This is a genomic window from Paenibacillus sp. MMS18-CY102 (genome assembly GCF_009789195.1).
Taxonomy (GTDB): domain Bacteria; phylum Bacillota; class Bacilli; order Paenibacillales; family Paenibacillaceae; genus Paenibacillus_T.
Window position 1 is genome coordinate 1 of record NZ_WSTC01000031.1, and the last position, 22,009, is coordinate 22,009.

Annotated in this window: 22 protein-coding genes; 3 read left to right on the forward strand and 19 right to left on the reverse strand. The window is 54.0% G+C overall.

Going from position 1 to position 22,009, the window contains the following annotated elements; genetic code table 11:
- Positions 1–191 precede the first annotated feature (191 nt).
- The 6 genes from tatC to GON22_RS19945 are packed head-to-tail and all read right to left on the reverse strand — an operon-like array spanning position 192 to position 4,025.
- The gene (gene tatC / locus GON22_RS19920; RefSeq protein WP_160397872.1) at positions 192–1,001 is read right to left on the reverse strand and encodes a twin-arginine translocase subunit TatC; all 810 of its coding nucleotides are present in this window, start codon (positions 999–1,001) and stop codon (positions 192–194) included.
- 46 nt (positions 1,002–1,047) lie between these two features.
- Positions 1,048–1,287 carry a twin-arginine translocase TatA/TatE family subunit gene (locus GON22_RS19925; protein ID WP_160397873.1) on the reverse strand — a complete coding sequence of 80 codons (240 nt, stop codon included), beginning with the start codon at positions 1,285–1,287 and terminating at the stop codon, positions 1,048–1,050.
- 58 nt (positions 1,288–1,345) lie between these two features.
- Positions 1,346–2,389 carry a molybdopterin-binding protein gene (locus tag GON22_RS19930; RefSeq protein ID WP_160397874.1) on the reverse strand — a complete coding sequence of 348 codons (1,044 nt, stop codon included), beginning with the start codon at positions 2,387–2,389 and terminating at the stop codon, positions 1,346–1,348.
- Positions 2,379–2,879, reverse strand: a complete 501-nt coding sequence (locus GON22_RS19935) for a MogA/MoaB family molybdenum cofactor biosynthesis protein (RefSeq protein WP_160397875.1) — start codon at positions 2,877–2,879, stop codon at positions 2,379–2,381. Before GON22_RS19935 ends, GON22_RS19930 begins: the two co-directional genes overlap by 11 nt.
- A gap of 40 nt (positions 2,880–2,919) precedes the next feature.
- A complete protein-coding gene (gene moaC / locus GON22_RS19940; protein ID WP_160397876.1) occupies positions 2,920–3,396 on the reverse strand; it encodes a cyclic pyranopterin monophosphate synthase MoaC in 477 nt (158 codons plus the stop codon).
- Positions 3,384–4,025, reverse strand: coding sequence for a 5-formyltetrahydrofolate cyclo-ligase (locus GON22_RS19945; protein WP_160397877.1), 642 nt, complete (start codon positions 4,023–4,025; stop codon positions 3,384–3,386). The genes moaC and GON22_RS19945 overlap by 13 nt, the downstream gene beginning before the upstream one ends.
- 224 nt (positions 4,026–4,249) lie before the next feature.
- Between GON22_RS19945 and GON22_RS19950 the strand changes: the two genes are divergently transcribed.
- Positions 4,250–6,193 carry an ABC-F family ATP-binding cassette domain-containing protein gene (locus GON22_RS19950; RefSeq protein ID WP_160397878.1) on the forward strand — a complete coding sequence of 648 codons (1,944 nt, stop codon included), beginning with the start codon at positions 4,250–4,252 and terminating at the stop codon, positions 6,191–6,193.
- A gap of 545 nt (positions 6,194–6,738) precedes the next feature.
- Here the strand turns inward: GON22_RS19950 and GON22_RS19955 are convergent.
- From GON22_RS19955 to GON22_RS19995, 10 genes are all read right to left on the reverse strand, one after another.
- Positions 6,739–8,391, reverse strand: coding sequence for a catalase (locus tag GON22_RS19955; protein WP_237179258.1), 1,653 nt, complete (start codon positions 8,389–8,391; stop codon positions 6,739–6,741).
- A 460-nt stretch (positions 8,392–8,851) separates the two neighbouring features.
- Positions 8,852–10,474 carry a 2-isopropylmalate synthase gene (locus tag GON22_RS19960; RefSeq protein ID WP_202113356.1) on the reverse strand — a complete coding sequence of 541 codons (1,623 nt, stop codon included), beginning with the start codon at positions 10,472–10,474 and terminating at the stop codon, positions 8,852–8,854.
- 20 nt (positions 10,475–10,494) lie between these two features.
- The gene (locus tag GON22_RS19965) at positions 10,495–10,854 is read right to left on the reverse strand and encodes a hypothetical protein (RefSeq protein WP_160397879.1); all 360 of its coding nucleotides are present in this window, start codon (positions 10,852–10,854) and stop codon (positions 10,495–10,497) included.
- A gap of 328 nt (positions 10,855–11,182) precedes the next feature.
- A complete protein-coding gene (locus GON22_RS26195; protein ID WP_237179259.1) occupies positions 11,183–11,332 on the reverse strand; it encodes a hypothetical protein in 150 nt (49 codons plus the stop codon).
- A gap of 201 nt (positions 11,333–11,533) precedes the next feature.
- On the reverse strand, positions 11,534–12,613 hold the full coding sequence (gene tsaD / locus GON22_RS19970; protein WP_160397880.1) for a tRNA (adenosine(37)-N6)-threonylcarbamoyltransferase complex transferase subunit TsaD: 1,080 nt from the start codon (positions 12,611–12,613) through the stop codon (positions 11,534–11,536).
- Entirely contained in the window at positions 12,610–13,113 is a 504-nt protein-coding gene (rimI, locus tag GON22_RS19975; protein ID WP_237179260.1) for a ribosomal protein S18-alanine N-acetyltransferase, read from the reverse strand. The genes tsaD and rimI overlap by 4 nt, the downstream gene beginning before the upstream one ends.
- On the reverse strand, positions 13,110–13,955 hold the full coding sequence (gene tsaB / locus GON22_RS19980) for a tRNA (adenosine(37)-N6)-threonylcarbamoyltransferase complex dimerization subunit type 1 TsaB (RefSeq protein WP_160397881.1): 846 nt from the start codon (positions 13,953–13,955) through the stop codon (positions 13,110–13,112). Before tsaB ends, rimI begins: the two co-directional genes overlap by 4 nt.
- Positions 13,952–14,461, reverse strand: coding sequence for a tRNA (adenosine(37)-N6)-threonylcarbamoyltransferase complex ATPase subunit type 1 TsaE (tsaE, locus tag GON22_RS19985; protein WP_160397936.1), 510 nt, complete (start codon positions 14,459–14,461; stop codon positions 13,952–13,954). Before tsaE ends, tsaB begins: the two co-directional genes overlap by 4 nt.
- 46 nt (positions 14,462–14,507) lie before the next feature.
- On the reverse strand, positions 14,508–15,722 hold the full coding sequence (locus tag GON22_RS19990) for a thiamine-phosphate kinase (protein ID WP_336604337.1): 1,215 nt from the start codon (positions 15,720–15,722) through the stop codon (positions 14,508–14,510).
- Between the two features lie 199 nt (positions 15,723–15,921).
- Complete coding sequence (locus GON22_RS19995; RefSeq protein ID WP_160397883.1) at positions 15,922–16,791, reverse strand: YitT family protein; 870 nt, start codon at positions 16,789–16,791, stop codon at positions 15,922–15,924.
- Between the two features lie 406 nt (positions 16,792–17,197).
- On the opposite strand from GON22_RS19995, the gene GON22_RS20000 reads away from it, so the two are divergent.
- Positions 17,198–17,410, forward strand: a complete 213-nt coding sequence (locus GON22_RS20000) for a hypothetical protein (protein ID WP_160397884.1) — start codon at positions 17,198–17,200, stop codon at positions 17,408–17,410.
- On the opposite strand, the gene GON22_RS20005 is transcribed toward GON22_RS20000, so the two are convergent.
- Entirely contained in the window at positions 17,407–17,592 is a 186-nt protein-coding gene (locus tag GON22_RS20005; protein ID WP_160397885.1) for an H-type small acid-soluble spore protein, read from the reverse strand. The genes GON22_RS20000 and GON22_RS20005 overlap by 4 nt on opposite strands.
- 4 nt (positions 17,593–17,596) lie before the next feature.
- Entirely contained in the window at positions 17,597–17,827 is a 231-nt protein-coding gene (locus GON22_RS20010) for a hypothetical protein (protein WP_006037510.1), read from the reverse strand.
- 161 nt (positions 17,828–17,988) lie between these two features.
- Here GON22_RS20010 and ku point away from each other — a divergent pair, with 161 nt between their 5' ends.
- Complete coding sequence (gene ku / locus GON22_RS20015; RefSeq protein WP_160397886.1) at positions 17,989–19,026, forward strand: non-homologous end joining protein Ku; 1,038 nt, start codon at positions 17,989–17,991, stop codon at positions 19,024–19,026.
- Between the two features lie 506 nt (positions 19,027–19,532).
- Here the strand turns inward: ku and GON22_RS20020 are convergent.
- Complete coding sequence (locus tag GON22_RS20020; protein WP_160397887.1) at positions 19,533–21,917, reverse strand: MMPL family transporter; 2,385 nt, start codon at positions 21,915–21,917, stop codon at positions 19,533–19,535.
- Positions 21,918–22,009: the final 92 nt, after the last annotated feature.

Sequence of the window (22,009 nt, forward strand, 5' to 3'; positions counted from 1 at the left end):
AACAGTTTTTATTACGGAGTCAGCGCCCCTAAAAGCCGCACGTTCTCCCGGCTATCGCCATCATAGACCGCCTATAAAAATAGGCCAACCAGAAATGTCTGGCTGACCTGATAATACGAAAAGCCGCTGCCAGCATCCCTCAATCAGGAATGCCAACAGCGGCTTCATGTTCGCTTTGTTACATCATTTAACTAGGCTGATTCCCTCTCCCACTTAGCATCAGCAGCCAACTGTTTCTTGTAGACAGTGCCCGACAAATAGATGCTTGCTTCATACAAGATGAGCAGCGGGATGGAAACAAGAATATCAGAAATGACATCCGGCGGGGTGATGACTGTGCCGATTAGGATCATGACAAAATACGCAATTTTGCGCATTTTTCGCAGCCGAATCGGGTTCAAAATGCGCAGCTTCGTCAAAAACATAATGACAAGCGGCAATTCAAACAGCAAGGAAATCGGAAGCAATAAGTTGAGCAGGAACGAGATGTATTGCATCACGCCATAAGTCTCTATAAGCCCAAGGCTGCGTGATACGGATGTCGTAAATTCGAAAGCCATCGGTGCAATAACAAAGTAAGCAAATGAAAGCCCCATTAGGAACAGCAGCAGCGTAAACGGAATGTACTTTAGCGTAGCACGTTGCTCCTGTACTGAGAGTGCTGGCTTAATAAACGCCCAGAGCTGGAAAAACACAAATGGAAGCACAAGCACGAGCGCGATGAGAAATGCGAATTTCATGTACATCCCAATGCCGTCCCATAGTGAGAACGTATGCAGGTCGACACCATTCATAGGGCCGTCTTCGATGACGAACAAATACAACGGCTTGGCAAAATAGAGTCCGATTCCGAGCCCGATCACGAGTACGAGAAGCGAATAAAAGATACGGCGCCGCAGCTCGCCAAGATGCTCCAAAAGCGGCATTAGCCCATTTTCACTTATTTGCTTTCTCACCTCTGCCGCCGACTGACCGGAGGAAGACTGGTGTTGCTCGGCCATGCTGGCTCACTCCTTAAGCTTATGTAGCAGAAAAAAACGGCCCGGATTAATCCGGAAGCCGCTTGTTGTCGGAGGACTGAACGTCGTCCGTCCGGTTCACTTCAACCCGTTCCTTAGACTTGCGGTCTTCAGGAGCCTCATCGATAATGTCTCGAGCGCCCGCTTTGAACTCTCGCAGCGTACGTCCGAAAGCCCGGCCCAATTCCGGCAGCTTATTCGGCCCGAACAACAAGAGGGCGACTAAAACTAACAAAATAATACCCGTAGGCCCAATGCCACTGAACATTGTATTCACCTCTCAGCTTCAAGTGAGAATCAAACTGTATAAAACGTTTGTCCTTGGCTTAACAGCCATATAACCCGCCGTACCCCATGCTCACAATATCGGCACGAGTAATGGTGTCACCGGCGAGAATACGCGGCAGCAGCACATCGAACGACGTGTAGGGATCATGCATAACACAACCTGGGAGACCCATAATGGGAATGCCGTTCAAATAACCCATTAACAGCATCGAACCTGGCAGCATTGGCGTGCCGTAGCTTACGATATCAGCTCCAGCTTCCTTGATAGCGCCTGGCGTGCGGTCATCCGGGTCAACAGACATGCCTCCAGTTACAACTATCATATCATAACCTTTGTCATGCAAGGAACGGATATGATTGACAATTGTTTGTCGGTCATCTGGCGAGAATAGCTGCTCGTCAACCTCTGAGCCTAACGCTTCCAGCTTCGCCCGTACAGCAGGGCCGAACTTATCTTCAATCCGTCCGCTGAACACTTCTCCGCCAGTCGTCAGCAGGCCGACACGCAGCTTGCGGAGCGGACGCACTTGAATGGGCGACTCGCCATTGTTGGCTGCCCGGTAGGCTTGAATTTGCTCCAGCGCAGCTTCCACCTTTGCCTTGGGCAACACGAGCGGAATCGCGCGAGTAGCCGCGACCGGCTGTCCTGCCGCTACAGGCGCATGATGCTTCACTGTCGCCAGCGCAATGTCGCCAATCTCGTTAATGGCATCAACTAGAGCGGGAGGAATGACAGCAAGGCCTGTTCGTTCCGAACGAAGCGTCACCTTGCCTTCATGCGGCTCGGTTAACGACAAGCCGTCTCCCAGCAACGCCGATGCTAGTTGTAATGCGGCATCATCCTCATGCAAATCATCATCGCCGATCTCAAGCGTATAGATATGCTCTTTGCCAATGTCCAGCAGCCCTGGAATATCCGCTTCGGCAATGAGATGGCCGCGCTTGTACTTGCGGCCCTTGAACTTCCCTGGCACAATCTGCGTCAGGTCATGGGCAAGCCGCATGCCGATTGCTTGCGCTACCGGCACTTCACGCATAACCGTTTCACGGCTGCCGCCCGTTCCATTCCTATTAGCGCTCATTCGCATGCTCTCCGATTCGGCCAGATACGATGCCCAGCGCATGCGGCAGTTGGTCCATGACCTGCATAAGGCATTCATGCACGCCCTTCGGGCTGCCTGGCAAATTAATGATTAGCGAACGGCCTCGCATTCCGCTTACCCCTCTGGACAGCATTGCTCGGCGCGTGCGGCTCATGCCCCCCATGCGCATTGCCTCCGAGATGCCCGGCACGAGCCGATCCGCGATTTTGATCGTCGCCTCCGGCGTAACGTCGCGTGGGCCCAGGCCAGTACCGCCTGTCGTAAGCACTAGGTCGGCTTGATAATAATCTGTCATCTCGATCAGCGCCGCCATGATCTCATCCTGTTCGTCAGGAACTATCCGATAATCGACGATTTCGCCGTTCAGCTCTTCCTCTACAAGCTCCCGGATGACTTGTGCACTCGTATCCTCACGTTCCCCCTTGGAACCTTTGTCGCTCGCTGTCAGAATCGCCACTTTCCATTTCATGAACAATTCCTCCCATCACTTGCGGTTATTCGGCAGCAGGCTAGCTCCCACTCCGATAGTCCCCGCTCTTGCCGCCGGTTTTCTCCATTAACCGTGTCGGCCCTATTACCATATCCTTCTGCAGCGCCTTACACATATCATACACGGTCAAGCCTGCGGCGGAAACCGCCGTTAGCGCCTCCATCTCAACGCCCGTCTTGCCGGCCGTCTTAACAGTTGCTTCAATATATAGTTCGTCCTGCCCATTATCGCCAAAAGCGATATTCACCCCGCTTAGCGCAATAGGATGGCACATCGGAATCCAAGCCGACGTCTGTTTCGCTGCCATAATTCCCGCCACCTGCGCTACTGCGAGCACATCGCCTTTGCCAATCTTGCCGGCTTTGATCGTCTGCAAGGTATCCGGCCGCATCGTAATTGTCGTTACCGCAATCGCCGTACGCGAGGTCACTTCCTTGTCCGTAATGTCGACCATTCGCGCTCGGCCTTGTTCATTAAAGTGTGTCAAAGACTCCATGTCGTACCGCTCCTCCGTCCACTTCGGTAAATCGCCTGCTCTGTCACGATCGCATCCATGTAGGCATCATGCCCATCCGTAGGCACCTGCTCGACTAACTGGGCTTCATAGCCGAGCCCAATCCATGGAGGCATTGCGCCACCCTCGGCGGCCACGGCTGCTTGCAGCGCATCGTAATACCGGTCATAATAACCCGCTCCGTAGCCAAGCCGCCCGCCCGTTCGGTCAAATGCCAAGCCAGGAACGATAACAGCCCCTGGAACAAAAGTATTGCCGCAAGGCGTCGCTGCCGCTGGATTCGGCTCTCGAATCCCATATGCGCCAGGCATGAGGCCATCCCAGCTTCGGATCCAATAAAGCGCCATCGTCCGCCCATCAGATTCACAGCAAGGGACAGCAGTTGCAACCCCGTTGCTCCAGCACCATTCAATCAACGGCGAGGTATCAAGCTCGCTTCGCAGCTGAATATAAACGAACACAGCCGATACGCCCGTCGATTCGAGCAACTGGGCCAATCTGCCGCAAGCAGCAACCGACCGCTGATCCCGTTCAGCAGCGCTCAGGGCATCCCTTTTTGCCTTCATCGCCTTGCGCAGCTCCGGCTTAAGCCCCTTCATTTGATCGACCATCCGCTATCGCTGCCTTTCTTTTCCATCACGTGCTTCTATATCGCTTTTAGTTTACCATTCTTATTGCGCTTTCGCCAATGTGCACATAGTTTCGCAAACGAACGGAATCATGTAAACTGTCCCTATAGAACATAATGCCCGGTGTCCGGGTTTTCAACAGCTGCTAGCATAATATGAACCTATATAAGAATGAACCGATATTGAAATTGGAGGCTATCCTTACCATGTTGCTTCAAGTATCCGACTTGACCAAAAGCTACGGCATAACGCCAATTTTATCCCGCATAACATTCCAGATCCAGGAGCGGGAACGAGTCGGGCTCGTAGGCGTGAACGGCGCCGGCAAATCGACGCTTCTGCAAATGATTGCAGGCGTCATTTCGCCCGATTCAGGTACGGTCTACAAAGCAAAAGAAACGCGAATCGGCTATCTTGCCCAGAATAGCGGCCTGCAATCCGACCGTACCATTATAGAAGAAATGCGTGAGGTGTTCCGCGATCTCATCGATACGGAGCAAGAGCTCCGCCAGCTAGAAGTGGCGATCTCCGACCCGCAGTTGCAGCAAAATGAAAAACGATATGAGGAAACGCTGGCCCGTTATGCTGCGCGATCGGAATATTTTCGCACGGAGGGCGGCTTCGAGATGGACACCCGCATCAAGAGCGTCCTTCACGGCATGGGCTTTGGCCAGTTCGACCAAGCGACGGTTATTTCGACGTTGAGCGGCGGACAGCGCACTCGCTTGGCGCTCGCGCGCATGCTGCTCCAAGCGCCAGACTTGCTTATGCTCGATGAGCCGACGAACCATCTGGACATCGAGACGCTTACTTGGCTGGAAGGCTACCTGCGCAGCTATAATGGCTCGCTGCTCGTCGTATCCCATGACCGCTACTTCCTCGATGCACTGGCAACGTCCATTATTGAGATCGAACGGCATGCCGCTAAGCGTTACACCGGCAACTATAGCCGGTACATTGAACTCAAGGCAGCAGAGTATGAATCGCAGCTCAAAATGTTCGAAAAACAGCAAGATGAAATCGCGAAGCTCGAACAGTTCATTCAAAAAAACATCGCCCGCGCTTCGACTACCAAGCGTGCACAGAGCAGGCGCAAAGCACTCGATAAGATGGAGCGCTTGGATAAGCCGTTAGGCGAACTCAAGAAAGCATATTTCTCCTTCGAAATTGACCGACCGACTGGCAAGGATGTACTAAACGCCGATTCGCTTTCCGTCGCATTCGAGGGCAGCAGTACGCCTCTATTCCGTAACGTTTCCTTTCGCTTAGAGCGCGGAGAAACGGTTGCACTTGTCGGCCCTAACGGAATCGGCAAGTCTACCCTGCTCAAGGCGCTGATCGACCAACAGCAGCTGGCTGAAGGAACCTATCGTTGGGGCACGCATGTGAAGCTCGGTTTCTATGACCAAGAGCAAGCGACTTTGACAGGAACAAAATCTGTCTTAGAGGAAGTATGGAGCGCTTTCCCTAGCTTAGAGGAATCCCGTATTCGCACTGTCCTTGGCAACTTCTTATTTAGTGGCGATGATGTGCAGAAGAGCGTCTCGTCGCTTAGCGGCGGCGAGAAAGCACGGGTTGCCTTGACGAAGCTGATGCTTGACCGGGCCAACGTCCTCATTCTTGACGAGCCAACGAACCACTTGGATTTGTTCAGTAAAGAGGTGCTCGAAGCTGCGCTGTTGGATTATGACGGCACGTTGCTGTTCATTTCGCATGACCGTTACTTCTTAAACAAAATGGCGGAGCGAATTGTCGAATTAACGCCGGATGGCTGCCAGCATTTCCTGGGAAATTATGACGATATGATCGAGAAAAAGCTGGAACGTGAAGAGCTTGCCGCACAAGCTTCCGCTGCTTCTGCTTCAACAACGAAGAGCAAGCAATCTGCTGTTGTGGAGCCTGCCGCCCCAACTTCCTATGAAGCAGATAAGCAAGCCAAGCGTGACGAGCGAAACCGCCAGCGCAAACAAGAGCAGCTGGAAGGCGAGATTGCAAGGCTAGAAGAAGAAATCTCAGCACTGGAGCTTGAGCTCACGGACCCAGCGGTTTTCAACGATTATGTGCGTATCCAAACGATACAAGGTGACGTGGAGACGAAGAAAGCTGAGTTGTCCGCCGTATATGAGCAATGGGAAGCCCTTGTAGGCTAGGATAGCGATATAACAAAAACAACGGAAGCCATGGCCTGAACTATAGCCATGGCTTCCGCTATCTATTATTAGTCCTACATCCCCGTTAACATCCCCCACTTTTCAGCTTATTTCTTGGCATCTGTCCGGATAATAAAAGCATATTCCTTTATCGAATCTCCCCACTTTCCAATTAAACGGAATCCGCGAATCGTAGCTCCGGGTTCATAATCTTTCGAGTTTGAGCTAAAGTTAGCCGCGTAATGCGCTTTGAGCGTGAAAGTGAACTGGGAGTCTTTAATTATTTAGTAGCGCTGCGCTTGCGATTGGGCCAGATGCCTGATAAACGATGCCAGAGTGGTCGCCGTTGTTATAATAAACTCTCGTGCCGATTACTGCATCGATTAGGTTGGTGAACGAGGCGTAGCTTCCGTCAGCCATATATTTGCTAGGGCTGTTCATCCAGTATGTGTTAGTGAAGGCACTTACTACTGCAAAAAAAGTACAGCCTCCTCAGCTTTACACTTGAGGGGCTGTACTTTGGTTCCCGCTGCCTTTCTTAGTTGCTAGTAACGATCCGACGGATGGCCAAGCTCCGATGCGATCTCCATCCCATCATTCGCTTCTGTTGTTCCAATATGCGAGCTACTGCCGGTCTTCAACGACTTCTCAATTGCTTGAGCGACAGCTGCGCCGTACTCAGGGTCCGCTTGCGTGAAGTGGTCGACCATCCGGTTGCGAATGATCTCCCGGCATTCCGATAATGCCGCTCCCAGATTCGCGACGAGATCGTTGCGCTCCACTTCATCCAAGCTGCGATAAGTCGTTCCAGCCTGGGCGAAGTCATTCGTCCGTTCAATCCGCTGGCGGACGAGCCGATCATGATAAACAGGCTCATGCTCCTTGCCTTGTTGCTTCGCTTCCTGCAGCCCGCCAAGCGAAGACGGCTCGTAATTGACATGCGGGTTCTGGCCTGGCGCCATATCAACCTGATAAACCATTTGCCCATCCCGCTGGTTCGTTGCCACATGCTTCTTAGGCGCATTAATCGGCAGCTGCAAATAGTTAGTTCCAACGCGATGGCGCTGCGTATCCGAATACGAGAATGTGCGCCCTTGCAGCAGCTTGTCATCCGAGAAGTCGAGCCCATCCACGAGAACGCCCGTGCCGAACGCGGCCTGCTCCACCTCGGCAAAATAGTTCACCGGATTGCGGTCGAGCACCATTTTGCCAACGCGAAGGAACGGGAACTGTTCAGGATCCCACAGCTTCGTCGGGTCAAGCGGGTCATAATCGAGCTCCTGATGCTCACCATCACTCATGATTTGGACGCATAACTCCCATGCCGGATAGTCGCCACGTTCAATTGCTTCATATAAATCCTGCGTCGCATGGTTAAAGTTTTTGGCTTGAACCTGCTCGGCTTCGCCTGCCGTAAAATTCCGAATGCCCTGGAGCGGCTCCCAGTGATACTTGACGAGCACCGCCTCCCCCTGCCCATTCACCCACTTGTAGGTGTTTACGCCCGACCCTTGCATCTGGCGATAGTTGGCGGGAATGCCCCACGGCGAGAATAGGAAGGTGACCATATGCGTCGCCTCTGGTGAATTCGATACGAAATCAAAGAAACGCTCGTTGCTCTGAATGTTCGTTACAGGATCAGGCTTAAACGCATGCACCATGTCCGGGAACTTGATCGGATCACGAATAAAGAAGATTTTCAAGTTGTTGCCGACTAAATCCCAATTCCCATCCTCTGTATAAAACTTCACGGCAAAGCCGCGAGGGTCACGCAGCGTCTCCGGCGAATGCCCGCCATGAATAACGGATGAGAATCGGACGAATACAGGCGTGCGTTTGCCTTTTTCTTGAAACAGCTTCGCTCTCGTATATTTCGATACCGGCTCATCGCCAGCTTTGCCGTATGCCTCGAAATAGCCATGCGCACCTGCGCCCCGCGCATGAACGACCCGTTCAGGGATGCGCTCCCGGTCAAAGTGCGAGATTTTCTCCAGAAAATCATAGTTCTCAATCGTCGTCGGCCCTCGGCTGCCGACCGTTCGAATGTTCTGGTTATCTGTTACAGGATGCCCTTGCCGGTTCGTCAGCGTCCGTTCATTCTCTCCCTCGGCAAATCGCGTGTCAGATGCGCTGCCCGCATGAAGATCAGGCGAACTCCCGCTCTTGCTTTGGTTGCCTTTATTATCATTAGAAAACATGCCTTTCCTCCGTTCGACAAATGTTGCTAGCACCCCCTCCATTATTTCTCAGATGATTCGGAGTTATGCATGATGAGCTTCTTACAGGCCGATTTTGGGCTTTTCCAAAATCTATTCACTTCATCCACAGTTTTATCCACACCCGTGAATAAATTGTTGTACAATTCTGTCGAAATAAACGTCGATAAACGCGTGATAAATAGCGGCTTGTCGAATGGCCTGCGACCTAAGTACTGCTTCCTCTCTCTTTTGTCCACGTTATCCACATTATCCACAATCCACCTGTGAAAAAGTTGTCCACTTTTACATAACAATTACACGTTTCGATAAAACGAGGTGCAGCAAGCTTTTGGAAGCGTTATCAACAGTTCGTTGGCCGTTTGTGGATAAATGGAAAAAAGAGCAGTCCCGCAGGCTAAATCGCCTGCCTAACTGCTCTTCATAAAGGATCATCCGCGGATTAACCTGCGGATTGTACCGGTACATCAGCTTGGGCTGTCGCATCCGCCTGCCCGGCTTGCTCTACTGCTGGACTTGCCTTGCGGCCGCTGCTCATGATCGCTTGGTTGCATGCCGCTACGTACGCTTGCGCCGCTGCCAGCACGATATCCTTATGGATTGCTGTACCCCGATAACGTTGGTCCTCATATACAATCGTCACGACCGCTTCGCCATACGCGCCCTCCCCAGTGGACAGCGAATGCAGCTCCAGGTCCTCGAACTCACCAGCATCCGGTATCGCTTGCTGAATGCAGCGGATCACCGATTCCAGCGGCCCTTCACCGACAGCCGAGTATGAGCGCTCAACGCCTTCTGCATCGCGAACCGTAACTGAAGCTACGCGGGAACGCTGCGTGCCGGATACGACTTGCAGATCGGCCAGCACGAATGGATCGGGCTGTGTTGCGGTCGCCTCGCCCGTAATGCGAACCAGCTCGCTGTCCGTCACGATTTTGTTAACGTCAGCGATTTCGATGAACTTCTCATAGATGCCTTGCATCTGGTCTTCGCTGACCTGAATGCCGTATTCCGACAGGCGATGCTTGATCGCGTGACGGCCTGACGATTTGCCCAGAATGATCATGCTCCGTGGAATGCCCATTGCCTCAGGGTCCATAATCTCGAACGTATTACGGTTTTTCAGCAGACCGTCTTGATGGATGCCCGATTCATGCTGGAATGCATTGCGGCCGACGATTGGCTTATTGAAGGCGATCGGGAAGCGCATCGTGCGGCTAACCAGTCGCGAGGTGTTGAAAATTTCGGCTTGCACAATGCCGGTCTCTGCCTGCAGCGCCTCTTTGCGCGTCTCGATTGCCATGACCAGCTCTTCCAGCGAGCAATTGCCGGCCCGTTCGCCGATGCCGTTGACCGTAACTTCGACCTGCGTCGCTCCGCCGCGAATGGCCGCGATGCTGTTGGCAACCGCCATGCCCAGATCGTTATGGCAGTGGGCGCTGAAGCGTACGCGATCAGCACCGCGCGCTTCGCGGCGTACGGTACGGAACAGCTCCTCTATCTCATGGGGCATTGCATACCCCGTCGTATCCGGCATGTTAATAATGGTCGCGCCCGCTTCAATCGCCGCTTCAACCATCGTGATCAGAAACTCATGTCCCGTACGCGTCGAGTCCATCGCCGAAAACTCAATTTCATCGACGAATTGCTTGCCGTAGCTGATCATATCCTTTGCCATCTGAATGACTTGGTCACGGGACTTGCGCATCTGAAAGTCCAGATGAATGTCCGACGAGGAGATAAACAGATGCAGGCGGCGGCGGGCAGCATCCTCTGTTGCGCGAACTGCCGCATCAATGTCAGGGCGCATGCAGCGGGCGAAGCCTGCGATCTCCACATTTTGCAGCTCGCGGGAGATTTGCTGAACCGCTGCGAAATCGCCAGGGCTGGAGATTGGGAAGCCAGGCTCGATGACGTCGATGCCCAGCTTTGCCAGTTGGCGGGCAATGACGATTTTACGGCCGGAATCAACTGCCGCTCCCGGGGATTGCTCGCCGTCACGTAGCGTTGTATCAAAAATTTGGATCCGGTTTTTATTCATCTCGTTAGGGGATTGGTTCGTCATGGTTGTTTCCTCCGCTCAAATTAGGTTGGGTGTACATGTGACAATAAAAAACACAAGCCTATCGTCTCTTCGCCTTGGCATGTGCCTTGGCGAATAAGAGACGACAGGCTTGTGTTCAAGCCGCTGCCGCGGTACCACTCTCGTTGACCCATCGCCTGACCAGCAATTGTTCGCTGTTTGCAGGTGATCGAGTCCGCTTGTTGCTGACAATCCGGCTCCCGCCATATCGCGGAAAGTTCGAATTGTCGGCGTCCAGGGTAACGGCTGGATGGGCCGTAACGATGTACGCAAGCTGTACGCGGAAACTTTCGCTCCGCCTTCCCTTGTTCCACCGCTCCGCTTACAGGCGAGTTTCCAACATTCGTTCGGCTGCGTCGCACCGTCCCGCAGCTCTCTGGCACCCCGAATCGTCGTACTGCTCCTGTTCATTGCGTTATTGCTATGCTTAGTTGTTTCTTAGGTTGTTCCTATGCAAATCTCGTCTTGAGATCTCAATGTTCCGTATGTGTGAATGTGAATCAGCCTGGTTCATCCGGTTAACTTGCGTAATGCTCTAACAGGATTCGCTTAACGTATTCCAACACGCAGCCGCCCTCCTGGGAATGGGACAAATCTGATGGCAACAAGAAAAGCCTGCCGTCTCCTGCATTGCAAGAGACGACAGGCTGTATGCCCGCGCGGTACCACTCTTGTTGACACCCGATTCGATTACTCGAAGCGAATGCCCACCTTAAGCGCTTCGCCATATCCGGCCGGACTATGGCTAACACGCACCCTATATCGGGGGTAAACCGTAATGGCGTACGGCCGAGCATCCTTTAGCCGATCAATCGGCTGCAAGATGAACGATTCCGCCACTCCGCTCCCAGGCGAGCTTCAGATCCCCTTCGACTGCGTTGCACCATCCCGCAGTTCTCTAGCGGCTAGCCGACATTCCGTCAAGCTCGCCATCCCCGGTTACTCTTACTATTCCTGTTCGTCGCGTTTGGAATTATTCGTTATGCGATCTGTTGAAGCTATTATATGCACATGCATATTGCAATGTCAACACCCAGTTTTTTAGGCTGATGGGCTTCCCACAGACCAAGCTTCGAGCGACAGCTGCGGATCGGCTTTCATATCGAGCGATGTAAATTCGCCATTTTTCCACTTCAAATGCGCTGCCGCGCCGATCATTGCGCCATTGTCTGTACATAGCTCAAACGGCGGCACAAGCAGCGGAATTTGCGCCTCTTTACAGCTGGCAGCAAGCGCCGTGCGAAGGCCGCGATTGGCCGCAACACCGCCGCATAACAGCAGCTGACGCGCGCCAAATTCACGAACCGCACGCATCGATTTGCCGATTAACACGTCAATAACCGACTCTTGAAAACCGCGTGCAAGCGCAGCCGTCCGGAGCGTCTCGCCTTTCATCCTGGCTTGGTTAATTGCAGCAAGAACGGCAGATTTTAAGCCGCTCAAGCTAAAATCATACGAATCCGGCTCCAGCCAAGCGCGAGGCAGCTCAATTACGTCATCTGCACCCACGGCAAGCTTGTCGATATGCGGCCCGCCCGGATAAGGGAATTCCAGCGCCCGCGCTACTTTGTCATAAGCTTCCCCGACTGCGTCATCCCGCGTACGGCCGATGATGCGGAAGGAGCCCTCGCGCTCCAGCAACACCAGCTCCGTATGCCCGCCGGATACGACCAGCGCCATGCATGGGTAAACAATATCGTGAACGAGTGCATTGGCATAAATATGGCCGGCAATATGATGCGTGCCGATGAGTGGAATATCGAGCGCCATCGCATAGGTTTTGGCCGCCACGCCGCCTACGAGCAGCGCACCTACGAGCCCCGGCCCTTGCGTGACCGCAACGGCCGACAGCTCGGAAGGCTGAACGCCAGCTTGCTCCAGCGCCTGCTCCATCATGAGCGTAATCGTTTCGACATGCTGCCTGGACGCTATCTCTGGAACGACGCCGCCGAACTGGCGATGCGTGTCAATCTGGCTGGAAATGACGTTCGACTCAATATGCCGCCCATCGCGAACGACGGCGACCGACGTCTCGTCACAGCTTGTCTCTATTGCAAGCAGAAGGCTTTGGGAAAGCGTTCCCGCGCTTGTATCTTTATGATGCTCATTCGTATTGGTCATCGTTGAACTCCTGTCCGCGGCGCGCTCAGCTCTACCCACATGATGAGCGCATCCTCGTTGTTGTCCGAATAATACCCGGGCCGCACGCCTGCAGGCTCAAACCCAAGGCGCCCATACAGCCGCTGTGCACGCTCATTGCTGACACGAACCTCAAGCGTCATCCGCTGCATGCCAGCTTCCTCTGCATCCACCATCAGCCGGCGCAATAGCAGCTCGCCTAGCCCCTTGCCTCGGCAGTCATGCCGCACTGCAACATTCGTCACATGCGCTTCATCGATAATGGTCCACATGCCGCCATATCCAATAATGCCGCTAGGGTCCTCCATGACCATATAGCGGGCAAAATGGTTATTCGTCAGCTCATTCGTAAAAGCTTCAGCCGTCCAAGGCGTCGTGAATGCTTCTTGCTCGATTGACACGATAGCCTGGATGTCGGCCAAGCGCATTTTGCGAAATTTGATGGTGGAATGCTCATTAGCGTTACTCATTGGATCGTTCATTGGCTCTCACGCTCCGCCTGCTGCTTCTCCCTCAGCTTAACTTCTGCCTCAGTCAGCTGCGTGTAATTCGGCACGAATGTGTGCACCTCTTCATGCTCGCCTCCAGCAATGCGGGCAGCGCCAAGAAGCGCGACGCTTCGCCCTTCCATAAGCGCATTGGCATAATCGACCTGTACGCCGATGCCCGCGCACAATTCGCTCAATCGGACAAGCTCTGCTTCATGGATCTGTACATCGCCGCCAATCATAATCGACAGGCTGCTAGGCTCCGCGCTGCGATGTTCGGATGCCAGCGCATATAGCTGGTCAGCCCAACCATTCATGAGGCGAATGCCGTCATCGGCCATTCGCTGCCAGGCGACATCGCCGTTGCTGATGAAAGCCGCCGTATATACTTGTCCACGCCGCGCATCCATAATCGGCACGAACCACTGTTCATGCGCCAATCCTGCATCTGCATCCGCACCGATAGTTCCCGAACATTTGCCGTTCATTTGGCCAAAGGCAAGCGCCTCCAGGCTTGATACGCCGACCAAAGGCAAACGCCAAGCCCATGCCAGCGTCTTCGCAACAGTAACCCCTATTCGCATGCCCGTATACGAGCCAGGCCCTCTGCCAACCGCAATGCCACCGAGTTCCTGCTGCGTCAGCTCACGGGATGCCAACAAGCCTTTTATCTTCGATACCACCTCAACGGAATGGTTGCGTTCGGCGAGTGAATGCACTTCGCCCAGCACTTCATTCCCTTGTACAATCGCCATCGCCATCGTCGCCGTTGACGTATCCAAAGCTAGTACAATAGGCTGTTGTGCCGCGCTTGCTTGCCCTGTTGTTCCGCTCATGGCCGCTCCCCCTTCTCCCGTTGTTCCTGCCACTGGGACCATTCCTTGACAAATGCCGCTTCCCTTGCCCCGGACGCCTTTAATGCATATTGCCGGCGCTGGTCCCCTAAGTGCGCGATATGGAGATGAAGCCGATCAGGCGGGAGCAGCTCCTCAATGAGGCTGGCCCATTCCACAATCGTAACGCCCTCTCCAAAAAAATAGTCATCTAAGCCTAGATCGTCCGCTTCATCAACCGACAATCGGTATACATCCATATGATAAAAGGGCATCGAGCGCCCTTCATATTCTTTGATTATCGTGAAGGTCGGGCTGCTCACAATGCCTGCAACGCCAAGTGCCGCAGCAAAAGCTTGGGAAAATCGGGTTTTGCCCGCCCCCAAATCGCCGTCAAGCGCCAGCACCGTGCCCGGCTTCGCCCACTGGGCGAGCCGCTGCGCCAGCTCAATCGTATCGGATTCCGACTCGCCTTCCCACACGAAAGCTGTCCCTGCCTGCTTGTCCATTCGTTCACCGTTCTCCTTCTGCTCGTGATCGGCGCCTTCTCCCGTTTCACGCAAAATGGTTAAATCCCTTCTTCGGGATCGGCCGCCTGCGTTCGGAAGAAAAACCGCTGCCGTTGCGGCTGCCAGCCGCCAATAGCATGACTTCCGGCTCCCCTGCTTCGGTCTCGCCTATGAGATAAAAAGGCAGCCCTTCTTCGGCGAATTGCGCTTTGGCCGCTTCCGCATCCGCTGCATCGATCGTTCCAAGCAGCACATAATCCTCGCCGCCATACAGCATCCAATCAAGCGCTTCATGCTTCACTTCGCTTGCATAGCTAACAAGCGCGCCGCTACGAGGCAGCGCGCGGTCGTGCAGCACAAGCCGCACATTCGAAGCTTGTGCAATTTCCCAAGCTTCGCTGGCAAGCCCGTCGCTGACGTCGTTCAGCGACGTACAGGTGCCGCGCGCAAGCAGCAGCCGCCCCGCGCGCACCGAAGGCGCTGGCCGGCGATGCGCGCGCACGAGCGCCTCGGGCAGGCCCGAGGCTGCTCGCTCCGCGCGGCTAGCGCTAGGCGCGCTTGCAGCCGGCGCAGTGCTTGCCGCCGGCGCGTCGCTTGCTGCGCAAGCCGGCACGGCAGCTGCGCTGATATCGCCGCGCTCCGCAGGCGGCGAAGCGCTCGCGCCGCTGCGTGCCGCCGCGGCGCCAACACCTGCGCCCTCGCCGCTATCCGCGGCGAGCAGCGCATGCAAGCCGGCCCCGGACATGCCGACGGGGCCGGTCAAGAACACGGCGTCGCCGGGCTTCGCCCCGGAGCGCCGAAGCGCACGCCCCGCCTCCACCGTCCCAACGATGGTGATGGCGACAGCCAAATGCAACGGCGACGACGTCGTGTCGCCGCCAATGATGGCCACGCCGTACTGCTCGGCGCACGCATAAATCCCGTCGTACAGCCGGCGCATACGCTCCGGCCCCCATGCTGGCGGCACACTCACCGAGACGAGCGCGTGCCGCGGCAAACCGCCCATCGCCGCGATATCGCTGACGTTCGCGGCTAATGCTTTGTACCCGATGTCCGCTTCCGCCATCGTCCCGTCGTTAAAATGCACGGTCTCCACCATCGTGTCGACCGCCAAAACCCATTGCCAGCTATCTAGCGGCCCAGCTGGCGCTTCGACGATCGCCGCATCGTCTCCAATGCCAAGCACAACGCCCCGCTCCCGCTGCCAGTCCGTCCCTTGGCGCCCTTGCGTCCAATGGCCGATGCTCGCGAACTCGTCCACCACTTTCGCCTCCAAGCCGCACTATGGCCTTTCTGCCTTGCCTATATCTTTTCATTCGCCGATGCTATGCGATTCCCTTATTATATCGGGCTGTGTCGGCTCCCGCAACAAAAGTGAAGCATGTCCAGCGCATACAAAAAAGCCGCGGCCATTGGGCTTAATCCCCATGGCCGCGGCCTTGCTGCACGGCGCAGCGCGCTTAGTGAATATCTTTCTTCTTGAAGCGTCCGCCCTTCACATCGTGAATATTGCCAACGGCCAGGAAAGCAGAATCGTCAATTTCTTGCACGATCGATTTCAGCTTCGCTTCCTCTAGGCGCGTTACGACGCAAAAGATCACTTTTTTGCTGCCGCCAGAAAACGCCCCTTCCCCATGCAAATACGTGACGCCACGGCCAAGTCGGCTCATGATCGCATCCCCGATAATTTCTGAATTATCGCTGATGATCCATACCGACTTGGATTCGTCAAAGCCTTCAATCGTGATATCGATCATCTTGAAGGCCAAATAATAAGCAACGAGCGAGTACATCGCACGGTCCCAACCGAACACGAACCCTGCACTGCCTAGGATAAAGAAGTTGAGGAACATAACAATTTCGCCGACAGAGAACGGAATTTTCTTGTTCACGAGAATCGCTACGATTTCTGTACCGTCCAATGAACCGCCGGACCGAATTACGATGCCGACGCCAATGCCCAGAATGACGCCGCCGAATATCGCAGCCAAGAAGGTGTCGTCGGTAAACGCCGGTACCGGATGAAGCAGGAAGGTGCCGATCGACATGACGACAACGCCGTATAGCGTAGAGAGCGCAAACGTCTTGCCAATTTGCTTATATCCGATAAACAAGAACGGCAAGTTCAGCAAGAAGAGGAATACACCGATAGGAACGCCTGACAGATGAGAACTAATGATAGATATACCTGTAATGCCGCCATCAATGATGTTGTTCGGAACAAGAAAAATTTCTAGCCCGACTGCCATCAAAATTGCGCCAATGGTCAGAAAAACGATCCGGCGCACAAGCTCAATCTTCGTTAATTTACTATGCTGGATTTGTGCCATAGTTGTCCCCCGCTTTCTCGTTGTTTCGCTTTACTATTTATAGTATACATGAAAAACGGCCTAATTTGAACCGAATTTCATCGTTTTTGTTCAAATTCGCTTGTTTTGATGGCTAAAATAGATCGAATCTCGCATTATCCTATCGTTATCGAATCCAATCTTCGATTATCTCAAAATGTCTGAAAAGTGTACACGCAATAGAAAAGGCCGCCCTCCAGAAAGCAACGCCAACCGTCGACTCTTTAAGGAACAGCCTCCATCATTCATACGCAACGTTAATCGTGCCCCAAATTCATCCGCTTCAAACAGCCAGCAACCATCTATTGCATCTAATCGGCGTTTCTTTTATGCTGGTCTTACCGGCTTAACAGCGGGAATTCGACAATTTTTCGGAGGGATTATCGAGATGGGCAAACGCCAAAAAAGCCGCGCAGCAAGCGCAGCCAATCGAACGGCAAAGGAACGGGCCGAGGCAATTATGTCAGGAGCAGGACGCAATCAATGGGTACGGAAGCCGCACACGCAAATCGTTACGAACCGCAAGGCAGAACAGCGCCGCACGTGGTGCCGAAAAGGCACGGACGACGGCGCTGTTTTATTTTGTGCAAAAAGCTGCTAGCCTTTATCCTCAACAAGCCGGTCAACCGACACGGTATGCGTGTTCTGCGGTGTTCCGCCTACTTGGACAGTAGCCATGCCATTGGCCTCATCAACGCTCTCGATCCACACAGGCTCTCCCTCAAGTTGGACGCCGATCGTTGCGCTTGATTCGTAAATTTGTTTTGCCCGCTGAATGTCCATTTCGCTACCCCTCCTTCGCTTCCTCATCGTTTAATTGCGCCAAATAATTATCCATATAATCTGTGGTTGACGCGTCGATCAGGCCATTATGCACCGTCACTTGACCGCCTCCCAAGCCTTCGTTTACCATCCGGTCGATGTCCATCTCATAGCTATCCCGCCCATCATGCCGGGAATCCGTCTGTGCGTCTGGGCCTCCGGCTTCCCCTGTATTCGTTACGTTTTCGTTAGCCATATCGTAGATGAACCTCCTAAAGATGTTGTTTGTCTAGCGGAACGCGATAAAGCTGCGCACAACCATCGCCTTGTTGTTCCTCTTCGAAAAATATGCCCTTTGCGGTTGAATATCATGCGTTGCGGGAACGATGGTAATAAAAACGTTGGAGGTGCGATTCGATGCATACGGTATGGAAAGGCGCCATCAGCTTTGGTCTTGTGCATGTGCCCGTCAAAATGTTTTCGGCAACAGAGGATAAGGATATCTCGCTGCGCATGATTCACCGCCCTTGCGGCAGCCCGATCTCTTACGTGCGGTCCTGCCCAAGCTGTGAAACCGAGGTCCAATGGGACGACATTATGAAAGGTTACGAATATGAAAAAGGGCGGTTCGTCCTATTCGAGAAAGAAGAGCTGGAGCAGCTAAGCGGCGAAAAGTCGAAGACGATTACGATTATTGATTTTGTCGCGTTATCCGACATCGATCCGATCTACTTCCAGAAGACGTACTTCTTATCGCCTGACCAAGCCGGCGGGAGCGCTTATCAGCTGCTGATGGAAGCGATGAAGCAGTCGGGCAAGATCGGCATTGCGAAAGTATCCATTCGGCAAAAGAGCTCGCTCGCTGCAATTCGCGTTATGGGTGATTGTCTCGCGATGGAAACGATTTTCTACCCGGATGAGGTTCGCTCGCCGCAGCAGGTGCCGGGCCTTGGCGATGCCAAGCCGGTGAACGAGAAGGAGCTGACGATGGCGCGCATGCTGATCGATCAGCTATCTACACCGTTCGAACCGGCCAAGTACACGGACGATTACCGCACGCAGCTGATGGATATGATCCAGCACAAAATTGCAGGCGAAGACGTGCGCATCGCGCCTCAGGCAGAGCCATCGAGCGTGCTCGACCTAATGGCGGCGCTGCAAGCAAGCCTTGAAGCTGCGCGCAGCGGCGGCGACTCCGCGGCAGCGCCTGCCGTAGCGGTCGGGCCGATCCCGACGGCCAGCGGCGATGACAGCGCAGCAGCGGCCGGCGCAGCCAAAGCGCCTGCGGCGAAGCGCAAGTCGCGCGCGAGCAAAGGCGCCGCAGCTGGCGCGGGCGATTCCGCAGCGGCGTTGGAAGCGCCAGCTGCTCCGGTGGCAGCTGGCGACGGAGCAGCTGGCGCAGGCGCCGCGAAGGTGCCGCGCAAGCCTCGCGCGGCGAAGAAAGCCGCGCAGTAGGGCAGGGAAATCTGCCCTATTCGACCCTTACTGGCGGATTCGCCTCAATAGGGCAGAGAATTCTGCCCTATTGCCCGCTTTCGCGCCGGCTCACCGCTTCAGGGCAGATTTTTCTGCCCTATTTGATCGTTGGTGGCGGATTCGCCTCAATAGGGCAGAGAATTCTGCCCTATTGCCCGCTTTCGCGCCGGCTCACCGCTTCAGGGCAGGTTTTTCTACCCTATTCGATCATTGCTGGCGGATTCGCCTCAATAGGGCAGAGAATTCTACCCTATTGCCCGCTTTCGCGCCGGCTCACCGCTTTAGGGCAGGTTTTTCTACCCTATTTGATCGTTGGTGGCGGATTCGCCCCAATAGGGCAGAGAATTCTACCCTATTGCCCGCTTTCTCGCTGGCTCACCGCTTTAGGGCAGATTTTTCTGCCCTATTCGCTCCATGCCGGTGGATTCGCCCCAATAGGGCAGAGAATTCTACCCTATTTCCCGCTTTCTCGCTGGCTCACCGCTTTAGGGCAGATTTTTCTGCCCTATTCGCTCCTTGCCGGTGGATTCGCCCCAATAGGGCATCCCCCGATTCCTGCTTCTTCCGCCAAGCAGCAAAAGCAAAGCTGGGAGCAGCATGCCTCGGACGAGAAAAGTATCGATGAGAACGCCAACTGCCATAATAATTCCAAACAAATATAATTCCTGAAGCGGCTGTGTCGCGAGCACGCCGAACGTGGCCGCCAGCAAAAGCCCTGCCGACGATATTACGCCGCCCGTTTGCGCAAGCCCCCTTTGCACCGCTTTGGCCCAAGGCATCTGCTCAGCTTCTTCACGAATGCGCGACACGAGCATGATATTATAGTCGACGCCAAGAGCGACGAGGAATACAAACGCGTATACCGGAATTCGATAGCTAATCGCCTCGAAACCAAAACCAAAGTGCAGGACCAGCCATGTTAATCCTAATGTCCCTGCATATGATAATAAAATCGTGCCTAGCATCAGCAGCGCTAACCGAGCAGAACGCGCTTGCCAAGCAAGCATAACCGCTAGCAAAGCTGTAATTAATACAATAAGCACAAACGTATCCTGCGTATTCATTGCCCTTACATCTGTTTGCAGCGCGGTCTGGCCAGCAAAATATAAAGTGTAACGGCTCGTATCAAGGCCGCTCTCCGCGATCAGCTTCGGACCGTTCGCACGCAGCCGTTCGATCGTATTGAGCGATTTCTGGGCATAAGGGCTTCCCTCCATAAGCAATTGCTGCCGGAAAGCTAACCTGTTGCTAGCAGCTTCAAAGGATCCGTTCCCCCCTATGTTTTCGTTATCCACTGCACCAGTCCCATGATTTAGCTTATCGCCAACAGCTAGCCCAGCCTGTTCCGACAACAATTTGCTTAATCGCGTAATCGCTTGCCCTTCTGCGCCCCCATCTGCCATCGGTTCTGATGCTACGAGTATTGCTTCTACAGGAGCCAGCCTGCCCGGGGGATAACTCCGTTCCAGTTGCTCGTAACCAATGCGCGAGGATGTATCCGATGGGAAGGATTGCAGCAAATTAAACGAATAGCGAATACCTGCCGTACCTACTGCCCCCAATGCCAAAATCAATAGCATCGGAATAGCCGCTAACGCCGGACGGCGCACAACGAAATTCGCAATTCGAGACCAGATGGGCGGCCGTTTTGCAAATGAAGCATTTTTGGCATAACTAGCGGATTCCGCATGGATTTCAGGTTTTTCCAAAGCCGTACGGCTAGCCATTCCGCGCTTAAGCAGCCGGCCCCCAGCAACCACGAACACTGCTGGCACCAGCGTCAAGCCCGCAAGCAGCATGACGATTACCGTCACGGCGAAAACCGCCGCGAACGAATGATAAGGCCTGAACACCGCAGCCAGCAATGCAAGCATTGCAACCATCACCGTACTGCCACTGAACATAATTGGCTCCGCTACGCTGCGCATCGTACGCGACATTGCAGCATAACGCGATTGCGTTTCTATCCCTTCGCATACAGCTTCACGGAACCTGCCGTAGACGAATAAGCAATAATCCGTTACGACAGCGAATAAGAGAATCATCATAATCGATAAGGCCTGCTTCTCAACGGTGAACCATCCCCAATGGGCACCAAGGCCGATGAGCTTATCCGTAATGGCGTAAGCGACGCCGGCGATCAAGAGTGGCAGTATGGCGAGCAGTGGCGAACGATAAATAACGAGCAGCAGCACGAGCAGAATCACGACCGTCGCCAACATAAGTACAACATCTGCGTTACGGAACAATTCAATTGTGTCAGCTGCAATGCCTGCTGGCCCAGTGATAGCAAACTGCATCGCCCCGGATTGGGATTGGGACTGCGATTGAGATTGGGATTTTGATAGGGATTCGGTTTCAGCACTCGTCATAATTGCTTCCACTTTGTTGCGCACTAGCTTCAACGTCTCGTCTATCGTATCCGAATCTAAATTCGGCGAAAGGGAGATGCTCAGCAGCGTGGTTGTCCCATCCTTGCTAGCTTGCCTATGGCGCTCAGCTTCCGATAGCTTGGCATAAGGAGCCACGCCTGGGATTGCCGCCGGCGCTTCCTTCGACTCCAGCCATTGGCTTACTTTCAATAGAGCAGCTTCATCCCCCGGCCCTAACGGCTGATCCCGATAAAATACGAGCAGCGCCGTTAATCCATTACCTGACGGAAAGTGTTTTGCCAACTGCTCCTGCGCTTTCGCAGAAGGTACGGCGTTTTGCACATGCCCTTCTCCTCCATTTACGGTGAGCGGCTTAGCAGAAGGAGCAATTGCTCCGAGTATAATCGTGATGAGAAGCCACGCGATAATAACGCCTAATGCTTTCTTGCGGCTTGCGAATAACGAGAGATAACGAGCTTTCCATTTTGCTCCGTTCACCAATTATCAGCCTCCATTCTCTTGGTTCCCTCATGGTAGGTCCGCAATATGAACGGATGATGAACTTTGGATTACAAAACAAAACCGCTGCC